This is a genomic window from Anaerosacchariphilus hominis, assembly GCF_014290175.1.
GTDB classification, from domain to species: domain Bacteria; phylum Bacillota; class Clostridia; order Lachnospirales; family Lachnospiraceae; genus Laedolimicola; species Laedolimicola hominis.
The window spans coordinates 38,779-57,947 of sequence record NZ_JACOOR010000009.1 but is presented as its reverse complement, the minus strand read 5'-3'; the positions used below and the strand labels follow the sequence as shown (position 1 = coordinate 57,947).

Below are 19,169 nucleotides of genomic sequence, written 5' to 3'. Positions count from 1 at the left end.
AAAAGAAAACCGGAGAAGCGCATGGAATTTTCACACGTATCGGTCCTCTTGCAGGAGACCATAGAACAACTGCATATCCGCCCCGACGGCATCTATGTGGACGGAACTCTTGGAGGCGGCGGCCATTCTTATGAGATCTGTAAGAGACTTTCCGAAAAGGGAAGACTTATCGGCATCGATCAGGACGCAGACGCCATCGCGGCAGCCGGGGAACGCCTGAAGGAGTTCGGAGAGCGGGTGACCATCGTGCGAAGCAATTACTGCAACATGCGAAGAGAGCTTGCAGCCCTGGGCATCGACCATGTGGACGGCATCGTGCTGGATCTGGGCGTATCCTCCTACCAGCTGGACGCAGCGGACCGGGGCTTCACCTACCGGGTGGACGCGCCTCTGGACATGCGTATGGACCAGCGGCAGACGAAGACAGCCCGGGATATCGTGAACGGCTATACGGAGCATGAGCTATACCGTGTGATCCGGGATTATGGAGAAGAAAAGTTCGCAGCAAATATTGCGAAGCATATCGCGGCTGCGAGAGAAAAGAAACCCATTGAGACCACCGGAGAACTGACAGAGATCATCCGGGGAGCGATTCCGGCAAAGATCCGCGCCGTGGGAGGACATCCTGCCAAGAGAACCTTCCAGGCCATCCGGATCGAGCTGAACCGGGAACTGGAGGTTCTGAAGAACTCGCTGGACGATATGATCGATCTTCTGAATCCGGGAGGACGGATCTGTGTGATTACCTTCCATTCTCTGGAGGATCGGATCGTAAAGACCATATTCAAGACCAATGAAAACCCGTGTACCTGCCCTTCCAACTTTCCTGTGTGTGTGTGTGGTAAAAAGCCGAAGGGCAGGTCACCTATCAGAAAGCCCATTGCTCCGGGAGAAGAGGAGCTGGTTTACAATAAGCGTTCCAAGAGCGCGAAGCTTCGGGTATTTGAGCGAAGCTGATTTCTTAGAGTGGAGATAAAATTTAGGAAGCGATAGTAAAATGGCAGAGATCAGAAGCATTGATACGGACAAAAGAAAAATTGCAGACAGAAAAAAGACAGGCTATGTGGATGGTGCCACAGTCCGTAAGCTTCAGGTAGAGGAGCGGCCGGAGAGACGCCGCGGGAACCGGACAGCAGAGCGTGCGCGCACGGCTCACCGTCCGGCGAAGAAGGAAAAGCATCTGAGCATTGGCTATACCCTGTTTCTGGCAACGGCCTCAGCCTTGGCCCTGTGGATTTGTACGGGCTATCTGCAGCTGCAGGCGGACAATACCGCCCGGGTGAAGAACATTGCCGCCCTGGAGTCCCAGCTGGCGGAGCTGAAGACGGAAAACGATGACGAGTACAATCGGGTGGTGACTTCCGTGGATCTGGAGCAGATCCGGGATATTGCCATCAATGAACTGGGCATGGTTTACGCGGATCAGGATCAGGTGATCCTGTATGATGGTGAGGGGAGCGACTATGTAAAACAGTACGCTGACATTCCGGAAGATGAGAAAAGTCTGAAGGGACTGCTCGGCACGATCAGCAGGTGAGTAATTTGAGCAAGCAAGAAAGAGGAAAGGCGCGCAGACAGGCGCTTTTGGTAAATCGAATGAGAAACAAGCTGGCACTGTTATTTTTTATAATAGTGCTTGCTTTAGTTGGAGTGAATGTAAGGCTGGCCTATATCAATAAGACCAATGGGGATAAGTATACCAAAAAGGTATTGGCCCAGCAGGATACGAACAGCACTTTGCTCCCCTACCGGAGAGGCGACATCCTGGACCGGAACGGCACCATCCTGGCTACCAGTGAGAAGGTCTATAATCTGATCCTGGATCCCAAGGTGCTGCTGCAGAACCAGGACAAGGAGGACGCGGAGAAGGATTGTGTGGAGCCCACCATCCAGGCCCTGGTCCAGTGCTTTGAGCTGGACGAAGCGGAGCTTCGGACCACCTTAAGCGAAAAGAAGGACAGCAGCTATGTGATCCTGCTAAAACAGCTGAGCAAGGATGAGATCTCCGCGTTCAGGGAACTCCAGACGGATAAGACCGCCGGAAGCAGGATCAAGGGCGTCTGGTTCGAGGATTCCTATATCCGCCGGTATCCGTATAATTCCCTGGCCTGTCATGTGATCGGCTATACGGTTACGGGCAATCAGGGCCAGACCGGTATCGAGGAGGAGTACAGCAGTACCCTGAACGGCACCAACGGCCGCAGCTACAAGTATCTGAACGAGGACCTGGAGCAGTCCACCGTGGTGAAAAAGGCCACGGACGGCCATACGGTGGTATCCACCATTGACGCCACCCTTCAGGAGATTGCGGAAAAGTATATCAATAAGTTCGTCGAGGACTATACGAATAAAAATACCGAAGGTCCCGCGGCCAAGAACATCGGCGTTCTGATGATGAATCCCCAGAACGGGGAGATTCTGGCTATGGCCGGAGATGTGAACTTTGATTTGAATAATCCCCACGATCTGGTGGCCAACGGCTATCTGACCCAGGAAGAGGTGGACGCCATGTCCGAGGAGGAGCAGCTAGACGCAAAGAACCAAATGTGGCGGAACTTCTGCATCAGCGACGGCTATGAGCCGGGTTCCACCGTGAAGCCTATGACTGTGGCGGCGGCCCTGGAGCTGGGCGTGGTCAGCGATTCCACTACCTTTCTCTGCGACGGCGGACAGGTGGTTGTCCAGGGACAGCCCAAGATCAAGTGTGCGAAGAAGACCGGACACGGAATTATTTCCCTGGAGGGCTCGCTTATGTTTTCCTGCAATGACGCTCTGATGCAGATGGGCGCCATGCTGGGATATGACAATTTCCTGAAGTATCAGCAGATTTTCAATTTCGGTCTGAAGACAAATATTGATCTTCCGGGTGAAGCCAATAACGCTTCCAGCGTATTTACCAAGGACAATATGGGCCCCATGGAGCTGGCTACCAGTTCCTTCGGACAGGGCTTTAACGCCACCATGATTCAGGTGGCGTCGGCCTTTTCTTCTGCCATCAACGGCGGTTACTATTATCAGCCCCATGTGGTGAAGAAGATTCTGGACGCGGATGGTGGTACGGTGGAGACGGTAAATCCCCTTCTGGTGCGTCAGACCGTATCGGTTAAGACGTCGGCCCTGATCCGTCAGTACCTGTATCACACCATGTACGGCTCGCCGGACGCCAATGGCAATAACCCCACCGGTAAGAAGGCCCGGGTGGCCGGCTACGCCATGGGAGGCAAGACGGGAACGGCGGAGAAAATTCCCCGTTCTGCCAGAAAGTATCTGGTATCCTTCATCGGTTTCGCTCCGGCGGACAATCCCCAGGTGGTCTGTTATGTGGTGGTGGACGAGCCCAACGCGGACAGCCCCACGACCCAGGCAAGCAGCGCCTTTGCCCAGGAGATCTTCAAGAATATCATGAAGGAGGCCATGCCTTATCTGAATATCTATGCCACCGAGGAGATTCCGGCGGATATGCAGGATGAGGTGGCGGCTGAGAAGGCGGCCCAGGAACAGGCCGATGCAGAGCAGGCTGCAGAGGAAGAAGCAAAAGAGGACACCACTCCTTCGGAGGAGGGAACCCTGGTGGATCCGAACACGGGCGAGACCGTGAAGATGCCCACCGAGGAAGAGGTTCAGGCCGAGGGGGACGACGGCTTCCTGGGCGGCTATGAAAGCCCCATCCTTCCGGGAGGCGGAGGATCCGCAGAAGAATAAAACAGAAAGCCCCATAATAGGTTAGAATAAACCGGTTATGGGGCTTTTTTATGGTAAAATCAGAACGGAAGAACCGGACCTACAACCGCAGAAAGCTGATTCTGCTGTTCGGGATCTGTTCCCTGATGCTGGTGGGACTGTCGGCCCGTCTGTTTTGGCTGATGGTCTTTCGGGCGGACTATTATCAGGAACTGGCGGAGGATCTGCATCAACGGGAGCGGAGCATCAAGGCAGCCCGGGGCAGAATCCTGGACGCGAAAGGGGTGACCCTGGCCTCCAACCGGACGGTCTGTACCGTGTCAGTGGTTCATAGTCAGATCCGGGATCCGGAGCAGGTTATCGCGGCCTTAAGCAGAGAGCTTCAGCTTCCGGAGGAAACTGTGCGGAAGCGGGTGGAGAAGTACAGCTCCATCGAGCGGATCAAGGCAAATGTGGACAAAGAAACGGGGGATCGGATACGAGCTCTGGAACTGGCCGGGGTCAAGATCGACGAGGACTTCAAGCGGTATTATCCCTACGGTAGTCTGGCTTCCAAGGTGCTGGGCTTCACCGGAAGCGACAACCAGGGGATCATCGGCCTGGAAGTGAAGTATGACAGTTACCTGCAGGGAAGCAATGGCACCATCCTGACCCTGACGGACGCCAGGGGGATCGAGCTGTCCGATGCGGGGGAGGAGCGGATTGAACCGGTACCGGGAAACGATCTGGTGGTGAGCCTGGATTATAATATCCAGACCTATGCCCAGCAGGCAGCCCTGCGGGTGCTGGAGGAAAAACAGGCGGAGTATGTGTCTGTCCTGGTGTTGAATCCGAAAACCGGTGAAATCCAGGCCTGCGTGAATGTGCCGGAGTTTGATTTGAACGATCCTTATAATCTGGACGATTATCTGGAACGGACGGGACGGGGTGGTGCAGAACTTTCCCGGGAGGAAATACAGAATCTGCGCAATCAGATGTGGCGGAACCAGAGTATCAACGATACCTATGAGCCCGGTTCCATCTTCAAGGTGGTTACCGCGGCAGCCGCCCTGGAAAAGGGTGTGGTGACCTTGCAGGATACCTTCAGCTGTCCGGGATTCCGGATCGTGGAGGATCGGCGGATCCGCTGTCACAAGGTCCGGGGGCACGGGACGGAGACCTTTGTACAGGCCATCGAGAACTCCTGCAATCCCGTATTCATCGATATCGGCCAGAGGGTGGGAGCGGAGGACTTTTACGGATATTTCCGGCAGTTCGGGCTCATGGAAAAGACCGGCATTGATCTGCCCGGAGAGGCAAATATCATCGTGCATAAGCTGGAGAATATCGGAGCGGTGGAGCTGGCCACCATGTCCTTTGGCCAGTCTTTTCAGATCACGCCCATGCAGATGGCAGCTACAGTCAGCGCCATCGTAAATGGCGGTGTCCGGGTGACGCCCCATTTCGGGGTGGAGATCCGAAGCCCTGAGGGAAAGTGCCTGAAACGATTCACTTACGGAGAAAAACAGGGAGTGGTCTCGGAACAGACCTCGGAAACCATGCGGTATCTGCTGGAAAAGGTGGTGAGCGAGGGCGGCGGCAAACGGGCCTATATCGAGGGCTATCGCATCGGCGGAAAGACAGCCACATCCCAGACCCTGCCCCGGGGCACGGGCCGTTATATTTCCTCCTTTGTGGGCTTTGCCCCGGCAGATGATCCGGAGGTTCTGGCCATGTGCATTATCTGTAATCCCCAGGGAGTCTATTATGGCGGCACCATCGCGGCTCCGGTGATCCGGGACGTCCTGGAGAATATTCTTCCTTATCTTGGTGTGAATCTTAGCATTGAAAAAACGGATGAAAAGGCTTATAATGCAGATTAGCCATTGCGTTCAGCGCAGGCTGAAGCCTGTACTGGATCATTACAAAGAGAGGTAAAAAGTTATGGATTTGAAAACACTGATATTTCCGGTTTTGATTTCATTTGCAATCAGCGCGGCCCTGGGTCCCATTGTGATCCCGCTGCTTCGCAGGATGAAATTCGGCCAGACAGAGCGGGAGGAGGGACCTAAGAGTCATCTGAAGAAAACAGGTACGCCCACCATGGGCGGCGTCATGATTCTGGCGGCCATTATTGTCACATCCCTGATCTATGCCAAAGATTTTCCGAAGATTATTCCGGTTCTCTTCGTGACCGTGGGTTTTGGTATCATCGGATTTCTGGATGATTATATCAAGATCATTCTGCATCGTTCCGAGGGACTGACGCCCGGACAGAAGATGTTCGGCCAGTTTCTGGTGACCGGCGTATTTGTGTTTTATTATTATAAGATGACCGGCGGGGATATGGCCATGCTGATTCCCTTCTGGCCGGGACATTATCTGCACCTGGGCTGGCTGGCCATCCCGGTGGCGTTCCTTGCTATTATCGGAACGGTCAACGGAGCCAACTTTACCGACGGCCTGGACGGCCTGGCTTCCAGCGTCACCGTACTGATTGCCGTATTCTTCACGGTGGTTGCGGTGGGAACCGGCAGCGGCCTGCATCCGATTACCTGTGCGGTGGTGGGAAGCCTGATGGGCTTTCTGCTCTTTAACGTATTTCCGGCCAGCGTGTTCATGGGCGATACCGGATCTCTGGCCCTGGGCGGCTTTGTGGCGGCCACGGCCTATATGATGGATATGCCGATTTTTATCCTGATTGTGGCATTGATTTACTGGGTGGAGATTCTGTCTGTGATGATTCAGGTTACCTACTTTAAGATAAGCGGCGGAAAGCGTATCTTCCGTATGGCGCCGATTCATCATCATTTTGAGCTGGGTGGCTGGTCCGAGACCAGAGTGGTAGCTGTATTTTCCATCGTGACGGCACTGCTGTGTCTGGTGGGCTTACTGGCGCTTTAAGGAGGATATGGGAAATGATTATGGATAAAAAGATAGTAGTGATAGGCAGCGGCGTCAGCGGTGTCGGAGCCGTGAAGCTTCTGGAGGCGGCGGGAGCAGCTCCCACCCTCTATGACAGCAATGAGAAACTGACCGAGGCGGAGGTGCGCGGCAGACTGCCCGAGGGCAGCAGGTGCGCCATCGTGCTGGGTGATTTTCCGAAAAGCATGAAGAAGGAGACGGAACTGGTAGTCTTAAGTCCGGGTGTTCCGGTGGATCTGCCGCTGGTGGAGGAACTTCGCGCAAATGGAGCAACCATCTGGGGCGAGGTGGAGCTGGCTTATCATTTCGGTAAGGGCAGAATCGCGGCCATTACCGGAACCAACGGAAAAACCACTACCACAACACTGGTGGGCGAGATCTTCAAGAGCTATTACCCGGAGGCTTTCGTGGTGGGCAATATCGGGACCGCCTACACCCAGGAGGCCCTGAAGATGACAGAGAACAGTGTGACCGCTGCGGAAATCAGCAGCTTCCAGTTGGAGACCATCGAGAACTTTCATCCGAAGGTCAGCGCCATCCTGAATATTACGCCGGATCATCTGAATCGTCATCATACGATGAAGTGTTATATTGAGACAAAAGAGAAGATAGCGGAAAATCAGACCAAAGAGGATACCTGCGTTCTGAACTATGACGACGAGGAGACAAGACGTTTCGGCGAAAACTGCAAGGCTTCGGTTCTGTATTTCAGCAGGGAACATATACTGGAACAGGGCGTATATATGGACGGAACGGCCATCGTATATGCGGATGAGTCCGTCCGGACAAAGATCTGCGATGTGAAGGAGCTGAAGCTTCTGGGAACCCACAACTACGAGAATGTGATGGCGGCGGTAGCCATTACGGCAGCTATGGGCGTACCGTTCCCCTATATCCGTGAGACAGTTATTCACTTTACCGCCGTGGAACACCGTATCGAGTTCGTGACGGAGAAGAAGGGTGTGGCTTACTACAACGATTCCAAGGGAACGAATACCGATGCGTCCATCAAAGCGGTTCAGGCCATGAACCGTCCCACCATTGTCATCGGCGGCGGTTACGACAAGCATGTGACCTTCGACGACTGGATCGAATGTTTTGGTGACAAGGTGAAATGGCTGGTGCTTCTGGGCCAGACTGCGGAGCAGATCGCGGAGACTGCAAGAAAACATGGCTTTAGGAATATCGTATTTACCGAAAGCCTGGAAGAAGCGGTGCAGGTGTGTGCCGACAAGGCAGAGAGCGGAGACGCGGTTCTTCTGTCCCCGGCCTGCGCAAGCTGGGGCATGTTTGATAATTACGAGCAGAGAGGAAAGATGTTTAAAGATTACGTCCGTGCGCTTCCCGAGTAAAAACGGGGAGAAGGTTTGAACAGGCAGAAGCATGGGATGCGAAAGCCGGAAAACAGATTTGGCAGTGGGTCGGCAGACCCGGGACGGAGGTTATATGGCAGGTCCGGATTCCACCGGAAAGGAAAAGACGCGGAGGCAGGAGCCTCTGGATTACAGCCTGGTGCTGGTCGTTCTGATTCTGGTGGGATTCGGACTTGTTGTGTTATACAGCACCAGCGCCTGGAATGGTCAGGTGAAGTTCGCGGATAAGGCCTACTATCTGAAAAAGCAGTTTTTGGCCACAGCGCTGGGACTCACAGCCATGTATGTGGTTTCGCGGATGGATTATCACCGACTGAAAGCGCTGGCCGTACCGGGCTATGTGTTTTCCCTTTTGCTGTCCACAGCGGTGCTTTTTTTCGGTGATGAGTACAATGGATCCAGACGGTGGCTTTCCCTGGGCCCCCTGTCCTTTCAGCCGGCGGAGTTCGCCAAGCTGGCGGTCATTGTACTGCTGTCCTTTGTGATCAGTGGAAGAATGAAAAAGATCACCACCCTGAAACAGATGTTTCTGGTGATGGTATGGATTCTGCCCATCGTGGGACTGGTGGGAACCAATAATCTGAGCACAGCCATTATTATCATGGGAATCGCCGTATGCCTGATCTTCACGGCCAGTCCGGGCTATGGCCATTTTCTTCTGCTGGGCGGCCTGGGAATCGGTTTTCTGGGGGTGTTCTTAAGCGTGGAATCCTACCGTCTGGAACGTCTGGCCATCTGGCGGAATCCGGAGGCCTATGAGAAGGGCTATCAGACCATGCAGGGACTCTACGCCATCGGTTCCGGCGGACTTTTCGGCACTGGCTACGGGGCGAGTCTGCAGAAGCTGGGCTTTGTGCCCGAGGCCCAGAATGATATGATTTTTTCCATCGTCTGCGAAGAATTTGGACTGGTGGGAGCAGTGCTTCTGATTGGGCTGTTTCTGCTTCTGGTCTGGCGGCTTCTGATGATTGCGCTTCATGTGCCGGATCTGTCCGGCTGTCTGCTGGCGGCGGGTATCATGGGCCATATTGTGATTCAGGTGATTTTGAACATTGCCGTGGTCACCAATACCATTCCCAATACAGGCATCACCCTGCCCTTTGTGAGCTATGGCGGCACCTCTGTCTTATTCCTCCTGGCGGAAATGGGGCTGGCTTTAAGCGTGTCCCGGAATGTCCGCCAGGAACCATAACCGCAGTCCGGCATATATTAAACATAGATCAGAGACTGCGGAGGGAACGAAAGTGGATTGTCTGGAAATAGAGGGAGGAAGGAAGCTGTGCGGTCAGGTGCGGATCCAGGGATCCAAGAACGCGGTGCTTCCGATTCTTTCCGCGGCGCTTCTGAATCCGGGAACTACAGTACTGCACGACTGTCCGGAGATCGCGGACGTGACGGCCATGGGAGAGCTGCTGAAGGGCTTCGGCTGTCAGGTGAAGTGGGAGGGGAACAGTCTGTGGATCCGGGCCGGAATCGTGAAAGCCGGAACTGGGGTGGCTCCGGGAGCGGAGAACATGCGGGCCTCGGTATTGCTGCTGGGAAGCCTTCTGGCCAGAACCGGGGAAGCTTATCTGCCCTATCCCGGCGGCTGTGTCATCGGAAAACGGCCGGTGGATCTGCATCTTCTGGCCCTACGGCAGCTGGGAGCGGAGATACAGGAGGAAGAGCAGGGACTGAGAGCCCGGTGTGAAAGACCCAGAGGAGCCAGGATCCGGCTGTTTTACCCCAGTGTGGGGGCCACGGAAAATGTGCTTCTTCTGGCGGTGGCCGCCGAAGGGGAAACGGTACTGGAAAATGCGGCCCGGGAGCCGGAGATCCGGGAACTGTGCAGGTTTCTGCGAGCCCAGGGAGCAGAGATTTCAGGAGAGGGAAGCCCCCGGATCGTTATAAAAGGAAAGGACTCCGGGAAAAAGCAATTTCAGGATACGGAATTCCGGGTGATGCCAGACCGGATCGTGGCCGGAACCTATCTTTTTCTGGCAGCGGCCGTGGGAGGAGAGGTAGTGCTTAAAAATGCGCCCATGGAGCAGTTGGAAGCTGTGGAAAAGGTATTGGCCTCCATGGGCGTGAGCCGGGAGAAAAGCGGGAGGGAAGGAGAAATGCGGATCCGAAGCCCAGGCAGGCCGAAAGGCGGCCTGTTTGTCCGGACGGAGCCCTATCCGGGCTTTCCCACGGATCTTCAGTCGCCTCTTCTGGCGGCCCTTAGCAGAGCGGAGGGGGAAAGCCTGGTGGAGGAGACAGTCTTTGAGGCCAGGTTCGGTGCGGTTCGGGAGCTTCAGAAGATGGGCGCCCGGATAGAGGCCTGCGGCAGCAGAGTCCGGATCCGTGGAGGGAGTCTCCGGGGAACGGAACTGGAGGCTTCGGAGCTTCGCGGTGGAGCGGCCCTGTGCATTGCAGCCGCGGCTGCGGAAGGAAAAAGTCGGATCAGGGGGAAGCATTATATCGAGCGGGGCTATGAAAACATCATCAGGGATTTGCAAGCGCTGGGAGTTGTGATACACTAGAATGCAGGAAAATTGACAGAGGAAACAGCATGGGAAAATTCAAAGAGCAGAAAAGGAAAAAACAGAGACGGGAAAAGCGAAAAGGACTGATAGCGGCAGCGGTACTGCTTCTGGTACTGCTGCTGGCCGGCGTTCTGGCGGTGACCCTGTTCCGGATCCGGGATGTGGAAGTTACGGGCAACAGCTTTTACAGCGCCCAGGAGATCGAGGATCGGGTCATTACGGACAAGTATAGCCAGAATTCCCTGTATCTCTATCTGAAATATAAGTATTTTGGTCAGGAAGAACTTCCCTTTATCGACAAGCTGGAGATCTCCTTAAAGAGTCCGGGCAAGGTGCGGATCCGGGTCTATGAAAAGAGCATCATTGGTTATGTGACCTATATGGGATCGAACTTTTACTTTGACCGGGATGGCGTGGTGGTGGAGAGTTCCGCAGATGTGAAGGAGGGGATCCCCTGTATCTCCGGCCTGAAGTTCACGGCTCTGACCCTGTACCAGAAGCTGGCGGTGGAGGACGACGCCATTTTCCATCGGATCCTGAATATCACTCAGCTGGTGAAAAAGTATGAGCTGAGTCCGGATCGCATCGAATTCGGCGAGAATCTGGCCCTGACCCTGTATTTCGGCGAGATGCGGGTGGCTCTGGGCACCGGCGGTTCCCTGGAGGACAAGATCGGACGTCTCCATGAGCTGTTTCCGGATCTGGAGGGCCGGGCCGGAATCCTCCGGATGGAAAATTACACCAGCGATTCCAAGTTCATCAGCTTTGAAAAAACAGAATAGACCGAAAAATGGAATAGGAAAAATTTATTTGGAAATCTTATAATTATGGCTTGATAAATTTCTGGAAAAAAGTTATCATATATAGTATGAGAAAATTCGGGGCTTCCCGGCCTTTCTTAAGACCAGAGAAAGAGCAGAAAGTCTTTGGAAAGGGATAAAACAGAAAGAGAAAGAATGTTAAAAAAGAAAAAACAGAAATAAAAATAGATGGGAAGTCGGAATAGGAGGGCAATGTTTTGCTTGAAATTATGATGAATGATACCGAGGCTGCAGCCAGAATTATCGTGATCGGAGTGGGCGGAGCCGGTAATAACGCGGTAAACCGTATGATAGACGAGCAGATCGCGGGCGTGGAGTTTATCGGTGTGAATACAGACCGTCAGGCACTGCAGCTCTGTAAGGCAGAGCGGGCGATTCAGATCGGCGAAAAGCTGACCAAGGGCCTGGGCGCAGGCGCAAAGCCTGAGATCGGTGAGAAGGCTGCGGAGGAGAGCGTAGAGGAACTGAAGGAAGCTATCCAGGGAGCGGATATGGTATTCGTGACCTGTGGTATGGGCGGCGGAACCGGTACAGGCGGAGCGCCTGTGATCGCGAAGCTGGCGAAGGATATGGGAATCCTGACGGTAGGCGTGGTGACCAAGCCCTTCCGCTTTGAGAATAAGGTGCGTATGAGTAATGCGCTGGCAGGTATCCAGAAACTGAAGGAGAGCGTGGATACTCTGATTGTGATCCCCAATGACAAGCTTCTGGAGATCGTGGATCGCCGGACAAGCATGCCGGATGCCCTGAAGAAAGCGGACGAGGTTCTGCAGCAGGCCGTACAGGGTATCACAGACCTGATCAACCTGCCGGCCCTGATTAATCTGGACTTCGCGGATGTACAGACCGTCATGACTGACAAGGGTATCGCCCACATCGGTATCGGTTCCGGAAAGGGCGACGACAAGGCTCTGGACGCTGTGAAGCAGGCTGTGGCCAGCCCACTGCTGGAGACGAATATTGTGGGTGCTTCCCATGTCATCATCAATATTTCCGGAGATATCTCCCTGATGGATGCTAATGACGCGGCAAGCTATGTACAGGAGCTGGCAGGCGAGAACGCGAATATCATCTTCGGTGCCATGTATGACGATACATACACCGACGAAGCGACTATCACAGTTATTGCCACAGGACTGGATGAGAAGAGCAGCACCAAGGTACTCCCGAAGAACAACGGATTCACGAAGATGCCTTCCGCATCCGCGGTGAAGCCCGCCTACGAGAGCACGGGACATGCAGAGAGCGGAGCCGGACATACGACGGAGCCGCCGGTATTCAGACCCATGCCGGGACTGAACGTACCGAAGCAGCCGGAGAGCAAGATTCCCGAGAAGGGCCTGGTGATTCCGGAGTTTCTGCAGAGAAATAAATAAGAAACATAAAAATCAGGATAAAAAAGCCGTGGTTGCGTCCACGGCTTTTTTGAGGAGAAAGTGATGAACACCATTACCATAGAAGAAGTGTTGGAAAAGAATCCGAAAGAAATCACCGTGGTGGATATCCGTCCCGAAGCGGAATATCAGCGGGGTACCTTTGAGGGTGCGGTGAATATTCCCATGGAAGAACTGGAAGAGCGCATGGCGGAGATTCCGAGGGAGAAGCCGGTCTATCTCATGTGCCACACAGGCGAACGGAGTCAGGAATATGTGCGGATGCTGGAGGCCCAGGGCTGGGACGCCTGGAATATGGAGGGCGGCTACCGGTCCTATCTGCGGCTGCAGCTGAGCGGCTTTGTGCAGGAGGAAGAGGCACGGAAGGAAAAGACGGCGGAGATCGAGCGCAGCCTGATCAAAAAGTTCCGGAAGCCCATCTGGCGAAACTTTACCCGGGCCATCCAGAAGTATGACCTGATTCAGGAGGGGGACAAAATCGCGGTCTGCATCTCCGGCGGCAAGGATTCCATGCTGATGGCCAAGCTGATGCAGGAGCTGCAGCGCCACGGCAAGTATCCCTTTGAGCTGGTATTCCTGGTGATGAATCCGGGCTATAACGAGGACAACTGGAAGATTATTCAGGACAACGCCAAGGTGCTGGGAATCCCTCTGACCGTATTTGAAAATGATATCTTTGATATCGTGGCCGGGGTGGACAAGAACCCCTGCTATTTGTGTGCCCGGATGCGCCGGGGAAATCTCTACGCCCATGCCAAAGAACTGGGCTGCAATAAGATCGCCCTGGGCCACCATTTCGATGACGTGGTTGAGACCATTCTCATGGGTATGCTTTACAGCGGAAAGATCGAGACTATGATGCCGAAGCTCCATAGTAAGAACTTTGAGGGTATGGAGTTGATCCGTCCCATGTATATGATCAAAGAGGAGGATATCAAGGCCTGGAGGGATTACCATAAGCTTCATTTTATACAGTGCGCCTGCCGGTTCACTGAGAACTGCGCCACCTGCGGCGGCGAGAAGGGCTCCAAGCGGGACGAGATGAAGGAGCTGATGAAGCAGTTCCGGGCCACCAGCGATGTGATCGAGTCCAACATCTTCCAGAGCGTCCACAATATCAATCTGCGGACGGTCATCGGCTATCATAAGGATGACGAGGAATATAATTTCCTGGATGATTATAACGAGCGGTAAAAGAAGCGTGTACCGTATCATAGAGAAAGGCCCTGCAGGCAATGCCTGCAGGGCCTTTCTCCGGGTTTATTTGAATGTGGTCAGTGAACTATTTTGCCAGCAACATCATGATCTCGTTGCTTCGGCTGATGAACTTGGTCATTTTCTCCGGTGTCAGAGGCTGGTGGCTGATCATGGCCAGGTCGTAGAGCTGTTCACAGAACAGATTTACATTTTCGCCGTCCCTATGCTCCAGAATGTACTGAACCAGCTTGTTATTGGCGTTCAGAACCAGAGTTTCTCCGCCGCCGAACATGCCCATGTCCATGCCGTTCATGCTGTACATCTTCATCATATCCTGCATTCTGCGGCTTTCCTCGGAGAGGGTAATCATGGAGGAAATGTTCTCATTCTTCATTTTCTCCACTTTCACGTCCAGCTTATCGTTGCCCAGGGCCTTGCGGAAGATGTCTGTGAGGGAATCAGTGGTTTCCTTCAGTTCCGTCTCATCGGTGGTTTCCACGAAGTCCTCGGTCAGGTCTGCGTCGATGCGCTGGAACTTGATCTTCTCGTTTTTCATTTCCAGATGGGAAATGAACGGGGTGTCGATATTGTGCTTCAGAATAACGGCAGTTTTGCCTTCCTCCCTGAAGAGGTTAATATACTGGCTCTGCTGTACCTCGTCGGTTACATAGAAGATGGTCGTCTTCTCAGGCTCCTTCTCCTCAGTAGTTTCATCCTTGGTCTCCTCCGGATTCTCTACCACGTCTACGTCAGCGGCTTCTTCCTCCGGAACCAGATCCTTCAGGGTCTGATACTTGCCGTCCAGATCCTTGAACAGGATGTAATCCCTCATCTTATCACAGAACTTCTCATCCTTCAGGCAGCCGTATTTGATAAACGGGCTGATGTCGTCCCAGTATTTTTCGTAGGTCTCCCGGTCGGTCTTGCACATGCCGGTGAGCTTGTCCGCTACCTTCTTGGAGATGTAATCGGAAATCTTTTTTACAAAGCCATCGTTCTGCAGGGCGCTTCTGGATACATTCAGCGGCAGATCCGGGCAGTCGATGACACCCTTTAAGAGCATCAGAAATTCCGGAATGACTTCCTTGATATTATCTGCGATAAATACCTGGTTGTTGTACAGCTTGATGGTTCCCTCGATGGAATCATACTCCGTATTGATCTTCGGGAAATACAGGATACCCTTCAGGTTAAAGGGATAATCCATGTTCAGGTGAATCCAGAACAGAGGCTCCTTGTAATCCTGGAACACCTTGCGGTAAAAGGCCTTGTATTCCTCGTCAGAGCACTCATTGGGGTGCTTGGTCCACAGCGGGTGGATATCGCTTAAGGATACGGGACGCTTGTTGATCTTGACCCGATCCCGAGCCGGGGATACCTCTTTGGTCTCCTTGGTGCCGTCCTCTTTTTCGATCTCCTCCGTCTTGGCATCCTCATGGATGTGCTCCACTACCACGTCGTCATCGCGCAGCTCGGATTCATCGATGGTCTCGTATTCCTGCTCTGCATTTGCCTTCTCCAGGAAAATTTCCACCGGCATGAAGGAGCAGTACTTGCTGATGACTTCACGGGCACGGTACTCGTTGGCGAACTCCAGGCAATCTTCGTTCAGGAACAGGGTGATCTCCGTACCGATCTCAGTGCGGGTTCCCTCGGACATGTCGTATTCGGTGCCGCCGTCGCACTCCCAGTGAACAGCCTGCGCGCCGTCTTTATAGGAAAGAGTGTCGATATGAACCTCATCCGCTACCATGAACGCGGAGTAGAAGCCCAGTCCGAAATGGCCAATGATCTGGTCGTCGTTTGCCTTATCCTTGTACTTCTCCAGAAAATCAGCCGCGCCGGAAAAGGCGATCTGGTTGATGTATTCCTCAACTTCTTCTGCGGTCATACCAAGTCCGGTATCAATGAACTTCAGGGTCTTCTCCTCGGGATTTACGATCACGCGGACGCTGTCCTTATGGCCTTCCGGATAAGTGTACTCGCCGATGAGGGAAAGCTTATGAAGCTTTGTGATGGCGTCGCAGCCATTGGAAATCAGCTCGCGGAAGAAGATATCGTGGTCCGAATAGAGCCACTTTTTAATAATTGGGAAAATATTTTCACTGTTAATGGAAAGACTTCCATGTGTATTTGCCATGTTTCATTCACTCCTTTTGGTATGTTTCGTAACTGATAAATATTGTAACGCGTCGGATTTCAAAAGTCAATAGAAAATTAGCACTCTAAACGATCGAGTGCTAACAAAAGTTTATAAACTTTCTTAAAAAAGTATAAACGGATGGGAGAGAATGTGTTATAATAGCGAAGATATTACAGGGGAGACAGAAAACATGAGTAAGTGGAAGAAATGGAAAACTGCTTTTTGGATGATTCCGGTTCTGGCAGGATGCCTGGCAGTATTTCTGGAGTTTTTTGTATTTAATATCCGGCACTGGGAATCATACCTATGGAGAACAGAACATACACTGCTGGAGGAACGTCTGATGGGCGAGGGGTTGGAGCCTCTGGGGGATAATCTCTACCGGATTACGGCAGAAGAGGGAGAAGAGACAGCCTCCATCGAGATTCTGAATATCAATCAGAAGCTTTACAACCTTCATATCCGTATGACAGTGGAAAATCCGGCCTCTGCGGAGGAGGACGCGGTTCTGGTGCAGGTGAAAATAAACGATGAAGCCAATGAAAAGTACTTCCGTCTGACGGAGCGGGCCATCGTAAGAGGTGTGGAAAAAAGCGAATATATGCGGGTACATCTGAGTGGAACCACAACGGAAGCCATGATTCTGATTCATGGAACCAAGGGACAGGTAATTCGGATCGAGGATATCAGTGGAAATGTGCCGGTGCCCTTTTCCTTCTCGGCGGGACGGCTGGCAGCAGTTTTTGGGCTTCTGCTGGCAGCTTATCTTTTACGTCCCATGTCGGGGATTCATAAAAAGAAGTATGTGGATTGTGGCTGGAAAGGATACGCTCTGGTGGCTGTGATTCTCTGCCTGGAATTCGCGGCAGCGGCGGTGGTGCAGAATCAGAATCTCCCGGCTGTATCCCGGGATCGGGAGGAGCAAGAGACCAGGCAGTATCAGATGCTGGCCCATTCTCTGGCGGAGGGGCATCCCTGGCTGGACGTGGAGCCAGAGGAATGGCTGAAAAGTATGCCGGATCCCTATGACTACCGGGCCCGGAGCATGCAGATGGAGACCGAGGGCGGTAGTTATCTGTGGGATACAGCCTACTACGAAGGAAAGTATTACGTGTATTTCGGTATCGTGCCGGAGCTGGTATTCTTTCTGCCCTATTACCTGGTGACAGGGCAGGATCTGTCCACCCTTCCGGTGGTCTGGTTCACCGGCTGTCTGTTTATGGCGGGAGTTTTTATCCTGCTGGGGGAAATCATAAAGAAATGGTATCGGGGAACGCCCTTTTCCGTATACCTGCTGTTGGGGCTGCTGATTGCCAACGGAAGCGGCGTCTGGATGTTTTTCCGGAATCCGGTCTTCTATGATGTGCCGATTCTACTGGGACTTGCTTTTGCTGTCTGGGGACTGGCATTCTGGCTGAAGGCCCTTTCGGGGGAGCGGTGCAATCGGGTGCGGATGGGACTGGGGTCCTTCCTTATCGCTCTGGTGGCGGGGTGCCGTCCCCAGCTGGTGCTGGTGAGCGCTTTGGCTATTCCGCTGTTTGGAAGGGCGTTCCGGGAGAAAAAGGTACTTCAGGAGAAAAGGCTTCCGGATCTTGCGGCCTTTTTCCTGCCGGTGGTGCTGGTGGCGGCCGGACTGATGTATTATAATCAGATCCGGTTCGGAAGTGTGACAGACTTTGGAGCGGCCTATAATCTGACTATCCAGAATATGACCAAACGGGAATTTAAACTGGGACGAATCATACCCGGCTATTTTACCATGCTGTTCCAGCCGCCTGTGATTACTGGGCTCTTCCCCTATTTTGAACAGGTGGATGTGAAAAGCCAGTTTTATGGCCAGGCGATCGTGGAAAGCGGCTTCGGGGGAATCATGGCTTTGAATCTGATTCTGTGGATCAGCCTGATTCCCCGGCAGTTTAAGAAGTATATAGGTCAGAAGGACGCTTACTGCTGGGCATGGCTTCTGTTGCTTCTGGGCCTTCTGCTGGCCTGTGTGGATCTGCAGATCGGAGGTCTGATTCCCCGGTATACGGTGGACTTCACCTGGCTCTTCTTCCTGGCTGCGGTTCCGGCTATCTGCGGAATCGCCCATAGTACGGCGGGGACGGCAGCCTGGAACCGGGTGTACGGAGCATTTCTGCTGTTGTTTGCTCAGTCCATGGTTTACCATTTTCTTACGATCTTTACGGATGTCTATGAGAAAATGCAGCAGATGAATCCCCGGTGGTTTTACGGAGCGGAACATTTGCTGGAATTCTGGTTATAAGTTTATTAAAAATGAAACTATTTGGAACCCTCCATCGTCTAATCAAACAGGAGCGCTTTTGAAATATGAGACAGAAATCGAGACAGAATAAAGGACGGGATAAGGGACAGACTATCCGACAGGGCACGCGGATGGCCTGGTATGTGATTCTGCTTCTGATCCTGGCGGGCGTACTGCTGGCCCGGGAGGGGCGAAGCCAGAAGCAGGAAAAGAGCGAAGAGGACTTTCCGGCGCTGAGCTGGATCCGGGAACAGGAGCAGGAGGACGTAAAGGAGATCGAAAAGAAGCTGAATGCAAAAGAGCAGGCGGAGCAGATAAAGGATCCGGCAAAGCTGGATAGGGGTTCTTTAAAGGAACGCTTCCGAAATGCGGTGCTGGTGGGAGATTCGGTGGCCACGGGCTTTCTGGATTATGAGATTCTGGACTCCACCTCCATCGTAGCGTTGCGGGGACTGCGGACGGACACGGCGGGGCCGGAGATAGAGAAGGCTCTGGAGCTTGCGCCGGAGGTCATGTTTTTGTCCATTGGCTTAAACGATCTGGAATACTGCCGGGGCGACAGCGGACTTTTTATCAGCCGCTATACGGCGCGGATTCAGGAGATTCGGGAGCAGGCGCCGAAGCTGCCCATTTATGTAAACAGCATCCTTCCGGTGCTGCCGGAGGCCGTGGAGAAAAAGCCCTTTTTGGCGCAGGTGGACGCTTTTAACGGGGCTTTGGAGTCCATGTGTGAGGAACAGAACCTGGTCTTTATCGACAACAGCCAGATGTTTCAGGATCATGCGGACTGGTATCAGAAGGACGCGGTGCATTTGAAAAGCGCGCCCTATCCCCTTTGGCTGGAACAGATGGAGGAGGCAGCGGGCCTGTGAAGGATGGGATT

At 53.3% G+C, this 19,169-nt stretch carries 14 protein-coding genes; 13 read left to right on the top strand and 1 reads right to left on the bottom strand.

The genetic code is table 11. The annotated features are described in order from the left end of the window. Positions 1 to 21 precede the first annotated feature (21 nt). The 11 genes from rsmH (at position 22) to H8S44_RS14350 (ending at position 13,874) form a co-directional block, all read left to right on the top strand. Positions 22 to 957: a 16S rRNA (cytosine(1402)-N(4))-methyltransferase RsmH gene (rsmH, locus tag H8S44_RS14400; protein WP_186997548.1), complete on the top strand. Its 936-nt coding sequence runs from the start codon at positions 22 to 24 to the stop codon at positions 955 to 957. 40 nt (positions 958 to 997) lie between these two features. Beyond that, complete coding sequence (locus H8S44_RS14395) at positions 998 to 1,537, top strand: hypothetical protein (protein ID WP_186873890.1); 540 nt, start codon at positions 998 to 1,000, stop codon at positions 1,535 to 1,537. A 5-nt stretch (positions 1,538 to 1,542) separates the two neighbouring features. After that, positions 1,543 to 3,702 carry a peptidoglycan D,D-transpeptidase FtsI family protein gene (locus tag H8S44_RS14390; protein ID WP_243167620.1) on the top strand — a complete coding sequence of 720 codons (2,160 nt, stop codon included), beginning with the start codon at positions 1,543 to 1,545 and terminating at the stop codon, positions 3,700 to 3,702. 50 nt (positions 3,703 to 3,752) lie between these two features. Next, a complete protein-coding gene (locus H8S44_RS14385) occupies positions 3,753 to 5,543 on the top strand; it encodes a peptidoglycan D,D-transpeptidase FtsI family protein (protein WP_186873889.1) in 1,791 nt (596 codons plus the stop codon). A gap of 61 nt (positions 5,544 to 5,604) precedes the next feature. Further along, positions 5,605 to 6,564 (top strand): phospho-N-acetylmuramoyl-pentapeptide-transferase, encoded by a 960-nt coding sequence (gene mraY, locus H8S44_RS14380; RefSeq protein ID WP_186873888.1) that lies wholly within the window; start codon positions 5,605 to 5,607, stop codon positions 6,562 to 6,564. A 14-nt stretch (positions 6,565 to 6,578) separates the two neighbouring features. Beyond that, positions 6,579 to 7,937, top strand: coding sequence for a UDP-N-acetylmuramoyl-L-alanine--D-glutamate ligase (murD, locus tag H8S44_RS14375; RefSeq protein WP_330593582.1), 1,359 nt, complete (start codon positions 6,579 to 6,581; stop codon positions 7,935 to 7,937). A 94-nt stretch (positions 7,938 to 8,031) separates the two neighbouring features. Next, positions 8,032 to 9,150, top strand: coding sequence for an FtsW/RodA/SpoVE family cell cycle protein (locus H8S44_RS14370; RefSeq protein WP_186873953.1), 1,119 nt, complete (start codon positions 8,032 to 8,034; stop codon positions 9,148 to 9,150). Positions 9,151 to 9,202: 52 nt separating this feature from the next. Next, the gene (gene murA, locus H8S44_RS14365; RefSeq protein WP_186873887.1) at positions 9,203 to 10,462 is read left to right on the top strand and encodes a UDP-N-acetylglucosamine 1-carboxyvinyltransferase; all 1,260 of its coding nucleotides are present in this window, start codon (positions 9,203 to 9,205) and stop codon (positions 10,460 to 10,462) included. A gap of 29 nt (positions 10,463 to 10,491) precedes the next feature. Then, entirely contained in the window at positions 10,492 to 11,247 is a 756-nt protein-coding gene (locus H8S44_RS14360; protein ID WP_186873886.1) for a cell division protein FtsQ/DivIB, read from the top strand. A 236-nt stretch (positions 11,248 to 11,483) separates the two neighbouring features. Continuing rightward, complete coding sequence (gene ftsZ, locus H8S44_RS14355; protein WP_186873885.1) at positions 11,484 to 12,662, top strand: cell division protein FtsZ; 1,179 nt, start codon at positions 11,484 to 11,486, stop codon at positions 12,660 to 12,662. Between the two features lie 63 nt (positions 12,663 to 12,725). Further along, positions 12,726 to 13,874 (top strand): ATP-binding protein, encoded by a 1,149-nt coding sequence (locus tag H8S44_RS14350; protein WP_186873884.1) that lies wholly within the window; start codon positions 12,726 to 12,728, stop codon positions 13,872 to 13,874. An 88-nt stretch (positions 13,875 to 13,962) separates the two neighbouring features. Here H8S44_RS14350 and htpG read toward each other — a convergent pair whose 3' ends face one another. Further along, positions 13,963 to 16,017: a molecular chaperone HtpG gene (gene htpG, locus H8S44_RS14345; protein ID WP_186873883.1), complete on the bottom strand. Its 2,055-nt coding sequence runs from the start codon at positions 16,015 to 16,017 to the stop codon at positions 13,963 to 13,965. Between the two features lie 193 nt (positions 16,018 to 16,210). On the opposite strand from htpG, the gene H8S44_RS14340 reads away from it, so the two are divergent. Further along, the gene (locus H8S44_RS14340) at positions 16,211 to 18,286 is read left to right on the top strand and encodes a hypothetical protein (protein ID WP_186873882.1); all 2,076 of its coding nucleotides are present in this window, start codon (positions 16,211 to 16,213) and stop codon (positions 18,284 to 18,286) included. 65 nt (positions 18,287 to 18,351) lie between these two features. Then, positions 18,352 to 19,158, top strand: a complete 807-nt coding sequence (locus H8S44_RS14335; protein WP_186873881.1) for a GDSL-type esterase/lipase family protein — start codon at positions 18,352 to 18,354, stop codon at positions 19,156 to 19,158. Positions 19,159 to 19,169: the final 11 nt, after the last annotated feature.

Coding starts and splice junctions, on each gene's coding strand:
- htpG (WP_186873883.1), bottom strand. CDS start 16,017: ATGGCAAATACACATGGAAGTCTTTCCATTAACAGTGAAAATATTTTC.
- H8S44_RS14385 (WP_186873889.1), top strand. CDS start 3,753: ATGGTAAAATCAGAACGGAAGAACCGGACCTACAACCGCAGAAAGCTG.
- H8S44_RS14360 (WP_186873886.1), top strand. CDS start 10,492: ATGGGAAAATTCAAAGAGCAGAAAAGGAAAAAACAGAGACGGGAAAAG.
- H8S44_RS14340 (WP_186873882.1), top strand. CDS start 16,211: ATGAGTAAGTGGAAGAAATGGAAAACTGCTTTTTGGATGATTCCGGTT.
- H8S44_RS14350 (WP_186873884.1), top strand. CDS start 12,726: ATGAACACCATTACCATAGAAGAAGTGTTGGAAAAGAATCCGAAAGAA.
- mraY (WP_186873888.1), top strand. CDS start 5,605: ATGGATTTGAAAACACTGATATTTCCGGTTTTGATTTCATTTGCAATC.
- H8S44_RS14395 (WP_186873890.1), top strand. CDS start 998: ATGGCAGAGATCAGAAGCATTGATACGGACAAAAGAAAAATTGCAGAC.
- murD (WP_330593582.1), top strand. CDS start 6,579: ATGATTATGGATAAAAAGATAGTAGTGATAGGCAGCGGCGTCAGCGGT.
- H8S44_RS14370 (WP_186873953.1), top strand. CDS start 8,032: ATGGCAGGTCCGGATTCCACCGGAAAGGAAAAGACGCGGAGGCAGGAG.
- H8S44_RS14335 (WP_186873881.1), top strand. CDS start 18,352: ATGAGACAGAAATCGAGACAGAATAAAGGACGGGATAAGGGACAGACT.
- rsmH (WP_186997548.1), top strand. CDS start 22: ATGGAATTTTCACACGTATCGGTCCTCTTGCAGGAGACCATAGAACAA.